Source organism: Candidatus Cryosericum odellii, from assembly GCF_003570935.1.
Lineage (GTDB): Bacteria > Caldisericota > Caldisericia > Cryosericales > Cryosericaceae > Cryosericum > Cryosericum odellii.
In genome coordinates, this window is record NZ_QXIU01000107.1 from 1 (window position 1) to 9,618 (window position 9,618).

The 9,618-nt window shown below is 55.7% G+C and carries 10 protein-coding genes and 3 tRNA genes; 4 read left to right on the plus strand and 9 right to left on the minus strand.

Features of this window, described 5'->3' with window-relative positions:
* Nucleotides 1-200 precede the first annotated feature (200 nt).
* Both iorA and SMC5_RS04400 read left to right on the plus strand, forming a co-directional pair.
* Nucleotides 201-2,075, plus strand: coding sequence for an indolepyruvate ferredoxin oxidoreductase subunit alpha (gene iorA, locus SMC5_RS04395; protein WP_119119752.1), 1,875 nt, complete (start codon nt 201-203; stop codon nt 2,073-2,075).
* The gene (locus tag SMC5_RS04400) at nt 2,072-2,665 is read left to right on the plus strand and encodes an indolepyruvate oxidoreductase subunit beta (protein ID WP_165846232.1); all 594 of its coding nucleotides are present in this window, start codon (nt 2,072-2,074) and stop codon (nt 2,663-2,665) included. The genes iorA and SMC5_RS04400 overlap by 4 nt, the downstream gene beginning before the upstream one ends.
* A 21-nt stretch (nt 2,666-2,686) precedes the next feature.
* Here the strand turns inward: SMC5_RS04400 and SMC5_RS04405 are convergent, their stop codons facing one another.
* A complete protein-coding gene (locus tag SMC5_RS04405) occupies nt 2,687-3,289 on the minus strand; it encodes a histidine phosphatase family protein (protein WP_119119753.1) in 603 nt (200 codons plus the stop codon).
* An 86-nt stretch (nt 3,290-3,375) separates the two neighbouring features.
* Here SMC5_RS04405 and scfA point away from each other — a divergent pair, with 86 nt between their 5' ends.
* Entirely contained in the window at nt 3,376-3,534 is a 159-nt protein-coding gene (gene scfA / locus SMC5_RS04410; protein WP_407079761.1) for a six-cysteine ranthipeptide SCIFF, read from the plus strand.
* A gap of 3 nt (nt 3,535-3,537) precedes the next feature.
* Nucleotides 3,538-4,923, plus strand: coding sequence for a thioether cross-link-forming SCIFF peptide maturase (gene scfB / locus SMC5_RS04415; RefSeq protein WP_119119755.1), 1,386 nt, complete (start codon nt 3,538-3,540; stop codon nt 4,921-4,923).
* Nucleotides 4,924-4,986: 63 nt separating this feature from the next.
* Here scfB and SMC5_RS04420 read toward each other — a convergent pair.
* The 8 genes from SMC5_RS04420 to whiA form a co-directional block, all read right to left on the minus strand.
* Nucleotides 4,987-5,062, minus strand: a tRNA-Phe gene (locus tag SMC5_RS04420).
* Between the two features lie 78 nt (nt 5,063-5,140).
* Nucleotides 5,141-5,215, minus strand: a tRNA-Val gene (locus SMC5_RS04425).
* A gap of 24 nt (nt 5,216-5,239) precedes the next feature.
* Nucleotides 5,240-5,324: transfer RNA gene (locus tag SMC5_RS04430), tRNA-Leu, on the minus strand.
* 18 nt (nt 5,325-5,342) lie between these two features.
* Complete coding sequence (secG, locus tag SMC5_RS04435; RefSeq protein ID WP_320409672.1) at nt 5,343-5,567, minus strand: preprotein translocase subunit SecG; 225 nt, start codon at nt 5,565-5,567, stop codon at nt 5,343-5,345.
* Nucleotides 5,568-5,632: 65 nt separating this feature from the next.
* Nucleotides 5,633-6,823 carry a phosphoglycerate kinase gene (locus SMC5_RS04440; RefSeq protein WP_119119757.1) on the minus strand — a complete coding sequence of 397 codons (1,191 nt, stop codon included), beginning with the start codon at nt 6,821-6,823 and terminating at the stop codon, nt 5,633-5,635.
* Nucleotides 6,824-6,834: 11 nt separating this feature from the next.
* Nucleotides 6,835-7,842, minus strand: a complete 1,008-nt coding sequence (gene gap, locus SMC5_RS04445; RefSeq protein WP_119119758.1) for a type I glyceraldehyde-3-phosphate dehydrogenase — start codon at nt 7,840-7,842, stop codon at nt 6,835-6,837.
* Nucleotides 7,843-7,937: 95 nt separating this feature from the next.
* On the minus strand, nt 7,938-9,197 hold the full coding sequence (locus tag SMC5_RS04450; protein ID WP_119119759.1) for an RNA polymerase factor sigma-54: 1,260 nt from the start codon (nt 9,195-9,197) through the stop codon (nt 7,938-7,940).
* The coding region (gene whiA / locus SMC5_RS04455) for a DNA-binding protein WhiA (protein ID WP_126854941.1) at nt 9,187-9,618 on the minus strand (432 nt) is incomplete at its 5' end. The genes whiA and SMC5_RS04450, both read right to left, overlap by 11 nt.

Here is a 9,618-nt window from a genome sequence, read left to right on the forward strand (position 1 = left end):
ACAGTGCAAATCCACTTCTCCATGACAGTTCCTCCTTGTGTCGAACGGTTGAGAAGAGGAAACCTCTTCTATATTTTTAGTGTATGGTGAAAGGCTCTTTCCTGCAAGTTGACAACCACATACGGGGCAATCGCTCTTTGACAGCTGAAGGGGGTGCGGTATGCTATGAAAAGAGTGTCTCAAAGAGGTCAGGAGGTGACATGAAATATCAAGCGTTAGTTGACGGTAAGACGGGGGATCACGAGCTGCTGCTTGGCAACGAAGCTGCTGTCCGTGGTGCTCTGGAAGCGGGTATCGGTATAGCGGCCAGCTATCCTGGAACCCCGTCGTCAGAGATCGGGGACGTGTTCAGCATCGTGGCGAAGGCCTCAGGAGTGTACTTCGAGTACTCCGCGAACGAGAAGATAGCCCTTGAGGTCGTAGCAGCCGCTGCAGCAAGTGGTGTCCGATCCTTTACGTTTATGAAGCACGTTGGACTGAATGTTGCATCGGATTCCTTCATGACGACGGCATACATAGGAACGAGGGCGGGACTCGTCGTCCTTTCCGCGGACGATCCATCAACGCACTCGTCACAGAATGAACAGGACAACAGATATTATGCGCGTCTCGCGAACGTGCCCATGCTCGAACCCTCGAGTCCTCAGGAAACCAAGGACTACATGGTGGAGGCCTATAACATCTCGGAGAAACTGGAGCTTCCGGTTCTGTTTCGAACAACTACCCGTGTGGCTCATATGCGTGGCGACGTCGTTTTCGGCGATCGGAGGCCCGTCGTGAGGAGGGGGGTCTTTGAGAAGGACCCTGCAAGGCTTGTACCGGTGCCCGCCAACTCCTCGAAGATGCACGTTAAGTTGCTGGGTAAACTCGCCGAGGCTCGGTATCTCAGCGAAACGTCTTCGCTGAACCGTGTCGTCGACGTGGGTGTCGGGGGACGGGCGGGGGTCGTTACAGTGGGCAGTACTTTCAACTACGTAATTGACGCCCTGGAGGAGCTCGGACTTTCTGCTCGAGTGTTCAAGATAGGTTTTTCCTATCCGCTGCCGCTCGACAGGATCCGCGAGTTTGCTGCGGGCGTCGACGAGCTGCTTGTCGTCGAAGAGCTCGAGCCTCTCATGGAAAACGATATTAAGGCGGATTTCTTGTCGCATGGTACCAGGACCCCGGTATGTGGCAAGGAGGAACTCCTCGTGCCGCGCGTGCACGAACTCAATGTTGACGTTGTGGCAAAGGCATTGGCCAGTCACTTCGGGGTACCATTGCATGTGCCCGCTTCGGGCAAGGTGCAGCCCTGGTCGTCGCCCCTTCCGTCACGGCCACCGGTCCTGTGTCCCGGATGCCCTCATCGCGGATCGTACCTCGCTGTGCGCAGAGCTATACGTGAACTGGGGATCCCGGAACCTGTTTTTGCCTCCGACATCGGCTGCTACACGCTCGGTATGGCGGCTCCATTCAGCGCAGCGGACTATCTCCTGTCCATGGGATCGAGCGTTGGGACTGCTGGTGGCTTCGACGTGGCAACGGACCAAAGGATTTTCTCATTTATTGGTGACAGTACCTTTTTCCATGCCGGGCTGTCCGCTCTCGCAAGTGCCATTCACAACAAGCATCGGTTTGTTCTAACCGTCCTGGACAACCGGACGACCGCGATGACGGGACATCAGCCCAATCCGTCCATGTTGACGGATGCTGTAGGCGATCCGGCGCCGGCTATCAGTATTGAAGCGGTGGCAAAGGCAATGGGTGTTCCATTTGTAAAGGTTATCAACCCATACAGGGTGGCCGAGGCTACCGAGGCCTACAAGGAAGCTACGCAGGTGGACGGTGTCGCTGTCATCGTGTCCAAACAGGTTTGCAGCCTCCTCCTCGACCGTGCGAAGCGTGCGAAGGGGATCTGGCAGACGTTTCAGGTCGACCGCGATGTCTGTACGGGCTGTCTGACATGCGTACATGATGTTGCTTGCCCTGCCATCTTTGTGTCTGAAGGAAAAGCTGAGATCAACCAGGAGCTGTGCGACGCATGCGGCGTGTGCTCGCAGGTTTGTCCAGTGCATGCGATCGGGGTGAAAAAATGAGTTCACTAAACGTGTTTTTTGCCGGAGTTGGAGGTCAGGGAATTATTACTGGGGCCAGTATCATCGCACGGGCTGCCATTGCAGCTGGCGTGGATGCTGTTATGAGTGAGGTTCACGGCATGGCACAACGAGGGGGCTCGGTTGTGTGTGAGCTTCGATTAGGAGATGTACACAGCCCGATGATCCCGGAGGGCGAGGCAGACCTCATCATCGGGTTCGAGCCGGTCGAGACGGTCCGGTCACTCATAAAGGCCAACCACCATACCGTTGTCATTACCGAGGTGCGCCCGATCATTCCAGTGAGCGTCTCACTGGGAGGCATAGCTTACCCTGCGGTAGAGGATCTCCTGGCGTATCTTCGCTCGCAGGTCGCGGCGGTCTACGCTGTACCTGCCGCTGCTATGGCCGAGGAAATCGGGTTGCCGCAGGCCGCGAACGTCGTCTTGCTGGGAGCAGCCATGGGAACCGGCCTGATTCCTCTAGAGCTTAGGACAATCCGGGATACGCTATCTCGTAGCGTACCGTCAAAGGCCTTGGAGGCCAACTTCCGAGCACTGCAGGAGGGGTTCGAGCTGACCCGGAAGGTCTAGAAAGATTGCGAGGGAATCGAGCTAGACGAGGTGGCAGGTCGAGTCAATGACTCTGGCCTGCCACTTGCTGGTCTTGGCCTCGAAGATCGAAATGCAGGCGTTTGGTTGGGTAAAGTTGTTGTAGCTGCTGATGGGAAGGTCCAGCAGAACGGACATGAGGACACGGTTGAGACCTCCGTGGGCGACGACGAGTACTAGTTCTCCGGAACTGGATTCGACCATCGAACGCACCTTTTCGGCGCGGCGACCCACGTCAGTCAGGGACTCGCCGCCATCTGGCCGGGCTTCCAGCGACTTGAGTTCCCATGCTGCCAGCGTTGCCGGGTACATGGTTTCTATTTCGTTCCACGTATGTCCTTCCCAGCCTCCGAACTCGATCTCCCGCAGCTCGGGCATGACGATGGGTGAGACACCCAGGTTAATGCCCACGGGTTCTGCGATCGCACGAGCCCGAGTCAGTGGACTCGTGAAAATTGTATCGAATCGAAGGGCTGAGAGAAATGCCACAGTCTTCGCTGTCTGGGCGAGGCCGTCGAGAGATAACGGCGTGTCACGACTGCCCTGCACTTTGCCTTCCAGATTCCAAGTTGTCTCGGCGTGACGTACAAGATAGATGGTTTTCATGCTGAACCCCTTGACTTATCGCTGCTTATCGTGGATATTATGGGGACAAAATCTCGTTTTGAGAAGGGAGCAACACTGTGAAGTTCATCAAGGTGGTAGCAACAAAGACCATTGACGTCGACGACAACCTTGCGAAGGCCTGTCGTGAGTGCCAGACTCCCTGCAAGTCCGCTTGCAAGACGTCCTCGACCGTAGGCAATCAGGTCTGCGAAACCAGGAAGAAACCCGAGCGGTTTATCTGGTAGTTCGTGGCGCTCTCGCGTATTTTACCCGCCTCGATCCATCTCTTCGAGAGAGGCGGTTTTTTTGTGCTCCTGGACGTTTCCTCAGGGTCGATCTTCTCGCTTGACGAGCGAGTGTACAATTATCTTCAGGTGGTTCTCGCAGACTCTTCGGCGGAGGGCGAGTCGGTCCAACGCTTGACAGGTCTGGACGCGCAAACAATCACTGAAATCGAAGGTGAGCTCGAGCAGCTTGTCGCTGCAGGGTGTCTGTTCACGCAGACAACACAGCCCACAGAGGACGGATCGGTGTTGACGCTGAAGTCGCTGTGCCTCAACGTCGCACATGAGTGTAACTTTTCATGCGTGTATTGTTTCGCTCATGGGGGTGACTACCATGGCGATACAACGTTGATGACACGGGAAGTTGCCCGCGCAGGAATCGATTTTCTTGTGCACGAGAGTGGTGTCCACCACAACGTTGAGGTCGACTTCTTCGGTGGTGAACCGCTCATGAATTGGGACGTTGTCGTTGGCACAATGGCGTACGCGCGATCAGTATATCCTCTGAAGAAATGGCGGTTCACGCTGACGACCAACGGTTCGTTGCTCCGGGATGACATGTTTCCGGTGCTCGAGGCGAATGATGTGTCTGTTGTCCTCAGCCTGGACGGCGGTCGGAAGGCCAACGATGTTAACCGTGTCTTCAAGAACGGGCGCGGCACGTTTGACACCATCATTGAACGGATACGGCGCTTCACGCGAACGCGCGATGAAGGCGGCTACTTTGTGCGGGGAACGTATGCGCGCAACACCTTGGCATTTGCCGAGAGCGTTCGAGAACTTCATAGCCTGGGGTTCAAGTATATCTCGATGGAGCCTGTCGTGCTTTCCGCAGACTCGGCTCTTGCCCTTCAGACAAGTGACCTGCCGGCAATTCGTGCCCAGTATGAGGAGCTCATCGCGTACTTTCTGAGTGAACTGGGCTCAGGTAAGGGGTTTGACTTCTTTCACTTCAAGCTGGATCTCGAAGCAGGACCATGTCTCAGCAAGCGCATCTATGGATGTGGGGCTGGTGTCGAATACATGGCTGTTGCTCCGAATGGGGACGTATTCCCCTGCCATCAGTTTGACGGCGTTCAGGAGTACAGGATGGGCAATGTCCTCGTGAGCCCGGTCCTGGACCGCCCTGAACTGGTGACAGAGTTCGCCCACGCCAATTTTTTGTTTGCCAAAGAGGAGTGTGGCAGCTGCTGGGCGCGTTTCTACTGCAGCGGTGGGTGTCTTGCCAACAACTACGCGACCACTGGTGCACTCCTGAAGCCGTATGCACTCGGCTGTTTGATCCAGAAAGAACGTATCGAGGCTGCACTGGCGGTGAAAGCGGCGGAGTCTCCAGAGAACATACCATAGCTAGCACGTGGCAGGCTGGAGAGAGATTTCATGGATCAAGACAATCGAGTCTGGATATAAAAATGGTGCCGAGAGGCGGAATTGAACCGTCGACACGGGGATTTTCAGTCCCCTGCTCTACCAACTGAGCTATCTCGGCACTCTTTTTCAAAGAAACCGCTCACCGCGCGATTCGCCCGATGAGCGGTCCCACCATCAAGCAACAATATCGCATTGCTGGTGGGCGAAACAGGATTCGGACCTGCGACTTCTTGCTTGTAAGGCAAGCGTTCTACCGCTGAACTATCCGCCCTTGGATTGTGGTATTCATACTAAATGGTGCCGAGGGTGGGAATTGAACCCACACGGATTGCTCCATGCGCCCCTTAAACGCACGCGTCTGCCAATTCCGCCACCCCGGCACGAGGCTTGGTGCTTCCCTAGAACTTGAAGACTACCAGTGCCAGGGACAATACCACAAATGCGACAGATAGAACAACTGCAAGTCGGTCAAGGACAGCATCCTTGGGCTTGCGTGAGTGGAATATAGTTGCGCTGCCTGAAATCGCGCCCAATCCGCTACCCTTGGGTTCCATGAACAGGATCGCAAGAATATCGCCAACTGCAACTAGAGCCATGACTATTTCCAAAACGGTTTTTAGCAACGTGAACCTCCGGTAACAAGAGCTATTATAGGGAAAGTTGCTTCGATTTCAAGTGCTAAAGCGCACTAGTCCACTGAGTCGATAGCTTCAATGCCGGGAAGCTGCTTTCCTTCAAGGTATTCCAGGAATGCGCCACCACCGGTGGACACGTGCTTGAAGTCGTTTTGGAGGTTCAATGCGTCGATGACCGAGGCGGTCTCACCTCCGCCGGCAACGGTCAGAGCGTCGGACTTGGCTGCAATGGCTCGTGCGAGAGACTTGGTGCCTTCTGCGAACTCGGCGATCTCGATGACTCCCATCGGTCCGTTCCAGATGATGGTATTGGCCTTCGCGATCTCTGCCTCGAATGCCTCGAGAGTCTTAGGGCCGATGTCTACACCAATCTGATCCGCAGGAATCTCTTCGATGTCGACGATATGGTGCGAGCTGCCGGCCTTGATCTCGTTGGTGACAATGACGTCCACAGGGAGAAGGAGGCGGGTGCCCCTTGTCTTGGCCGCTTCGATGATCTCGTCGGCGACCTTGAGGTAGTCTTCCTCGACAAGGGAGAACCCAACACCGTACCCCATAGCCTTCAGGAAGGTGAACGCCATGCCACCACCAATGAGGACCGCGTCGGTCTTGGTGAGCAGGTTCTTGATGAGGCCGATTTTGTCGGAGACCTTGGCGCCGCCCAGGATGGCAATGAACGGTTTCTTGGCAGACGTTGTGACGGTCTCTAGGACATTGATCTCCTTCTCCAGCAGGAAACCGGTTGCCGATGGAAGAAACTGTGGTACGCCGGCGACCGAGGTGTCAGGCCGGTGAGCAGTGGCAAACGCATCATCTACGTAGACGTCCGCCAAGGCGGCAAGTTTCTTTGCGAGCTCCTCGGAGCCGTTCTTCTCCTCTTTGAGGAAGCGCACGTTTTCGAGCATGATGATGTCGCCTGGTTTCGCATTTGCAACGGCTTCCGTGACGTCGGGACCGACGACAGAATTGAGTTTGTTGACTGGCTTTCCCAGCAGAGCTGATAGCCTCTGTGCTATCTTGTCCAGTCGCAGTGATTCCACAATTTTTCCATCGGGACGGCCCATGTGTGTCACAAGGATAATGATGGCGTTCTTGTCGAGCAGATACCGAATGGTCGGTAGTGTCTCCAGGATGCGCTTGTCATCGGTAATCGCTCCGTCCTTCGACATAGGGACGTTATAGTCGACTCTCAGAAGTACTCTCTTGTTCTGAACGTCGAGATCCCTGATACTCCGCTTCGTCATGACGATACCTCCTAGTAGGATGCTTTCGTGACGATGAGCTTCGTGAGGTCAGCGACTCTGGCGCTATAGCCCCACTCGTTATCGTACCAGCTCAGAACCTGTACGAGTGTTCCGCTCGACTTGGTGGAAAGGCCATCGACAATGCCCGAGTAGATGGTGCCACGGTAGTCGGAGGAAACCAGAGGCAGCTCATTGTAGCCGAGGAAACCCTTCATTGTGGTCTCGGAAGCCTTTTTGAGAGCTGCGTTGATTTCTTCCCTGGTGGCCGGCTTGGCGAGAACAGCATCGAACACCGTGATGGAAACAGTTGGGGTAGGGACGCGAAGTGAGATACCATCAAGCTTGCCCTTCATCTCTGGAATGACCAGTGCAACGGCCTTGCTCGCGCCTGTCGTTGTGGGAATGATGTTGGTGGCAGCATTGCGGGCTCGGCGCAGATCCTTGTGCGGAGCATCGAGAATGCGCTGGTCCAGCGTATAACTGTGGACGGTGGTCATGTAGCCCTTCTCGACACCCCAGTTGTCATTAAGTACTTTGACCACAGGAGCCAGCGAGTTTGTTGTGCAAGAGGCATTGGAGATGATGCTGTGCTTGGATACATCCAGAAGGTCCTCGTTGACCCCCAGGACAATCGTGATGTCCTCGCCCTTCGCAGGAGCAGTGATCAGAACTTTCTTGGCGCCGGCGGTTATGTGTCCGCGAGCCTTATCGGCGTCGGTGAAGACTCCGGTCGATTCGATGACGATATCGATACCCAATTTACCCCACGGCAGAGCAGCAGGATCTTTCTCACGGAAGATCTTGACTTCGCGACCACCAATAACAATCGCGCCTTCCTTGCCCTCGATGTCGATGTCCCAGGTACCGTAGTTTGAATCATATTTCAGAAGGTGCGCCAGCGTTTTTTCGTCCGTGATGTCATTCGCGGCAACAACGTCGACCTCTGGATAACGCGTGATGAGCTGCTTCAATACTTGGCGACCGACTCTGCCAAGTCCGTTAATTGCAATCTTTGCCATAGTCTACCTCCGTGAGAAATAGGCCGCACCGGTTGAACCGGACGGCAACGTATCCATATGATACGCAAATGCTGGTGAAAGAAAACAGAAGGTTATTAATTGTCTCTGAAGTATCGAGCCGGGATTCCAAGTGACAGACGATACTTGGCCACCGTTCGTCGACTGATGTGGATGCCTTGGCTCGCAAGGCGCTCTGCTATTTCCCGGTCGCTCATCGCTTTCGAGTCTCTGCTAGATTGCAGTAGCAGCGCTACAGTCTCTTTGGCCGGAGCCGCTGCAGTCTGCCACCGGTCCATGACCATGGAACGAAGTCTGAAGGTACCACGTGGGGTCTTCACATACTTGCGACGGAGTGCGCGGACCATAACGGTTCTCGACATCCCGGTTGCCTGCATCAAGTGTTCCACCGGGACACGCGAGGGGGGGCTCGACTGGTTGGTGAGGTACGGAGCAAGCGAAATAATGAGAGCGTCGCCCAGCTTGGCAAGGATCGCCGTGCGTTCCACGATGGCATCGTCGATCCACCGGACCTTGGTGACCTCCGTGAGGACCTGCTTTCTGGCTTCAGGGTCCTTGCGGACCGATGACACCACCATAGGATCGATTGCAAGCCCCCAGGCGGGCCCGGGTACTGAGCATTGGAGGGCTCCAGTCAACGAATCTTGCTCGATGACGATGTCAGGCACAACGATGCGTGTTGGTCCAGATGTCATACGCCGCGCGGGTTCGGGGTCCAGCACGGTGAGGATGTGCTGCAATGTGGCTGGATCACACTCTATCCCGAGTTTCCTGAGGCACGCACGAATGACACTTGGAGACACAGAGCGTTGGCGCGTGCGCAAAAACTGCGCACACGCCGCTACCGGAAGATCGGGGAGCACACGCAACATCTGCAGGGCAAAGGCGTGGGCGACATCCGTGGCGCCAAGCCCCGCCGGTTCGAGGGTCCGAATCGCGGCCAATACCCGTCGAACATCCACGGTGGAGACATCGATCGAGACGGCATAACGCGAAATCTGTTTCGTGAAGAAGCCGCGTTCGTCCAGATCCGAGGCGACGAATCGTGCGCACTCGATCTGAGAATCGTCAATGAGATCTCTGTCCAGGAGCTCGTCGACTATCAACTCTGCAGGTGTGGACTCTGCGACGTCTGCAAAGCTGTCGAGGTCGCCATTCCATGAGTCACCAGATGCGTCGACCCGGGCATGTTTCTCAGCAACGGTGCTGCCCGCAGCGAACCGATCTATGAGAGTCTCGAAATCACTCAGGGGCTGCTCGAGAACCAGACCACGCGTGGCCAGATAGGATTTCTGGCGAAGGCTCAATTGCTGCCGCTGTTTCTGACTACCGCGCATTTTGAAGAACCTTGGCGATGTGGTAGTGGATGGTACTTTTTGAGATACACCCGGGGATCTTGTTGGCAAGCTTTGACAGCGGGAGGTCGGGGTACCTCAGTCGTGCCTGCACGACCTCGATCGTGCGAGGGGAGAGGCAAGTGCGGTCAGTCCGATCGAAGGCGACGCGCAATTCGTCGACAGCCCTCGTCTCACGCTGCAGATTGCCCAACTCCGCATTGACCGACCGGTTGACCTGATTGTCCATTTCCCTCTCCAGTTGCAGTTCTTCCAGGGACACCAGTGAATTTGATGCTCCCCAGACTGCGAGGAGAGACATGATGTCCTGGCGCGATTTGAGATAGGTGATCTCAGAAGCGCGACGGATCTGTGAGCCATGCGTCATACGGAGAGAAGTCAGCGAGCGTTCGACGAGCCGGCG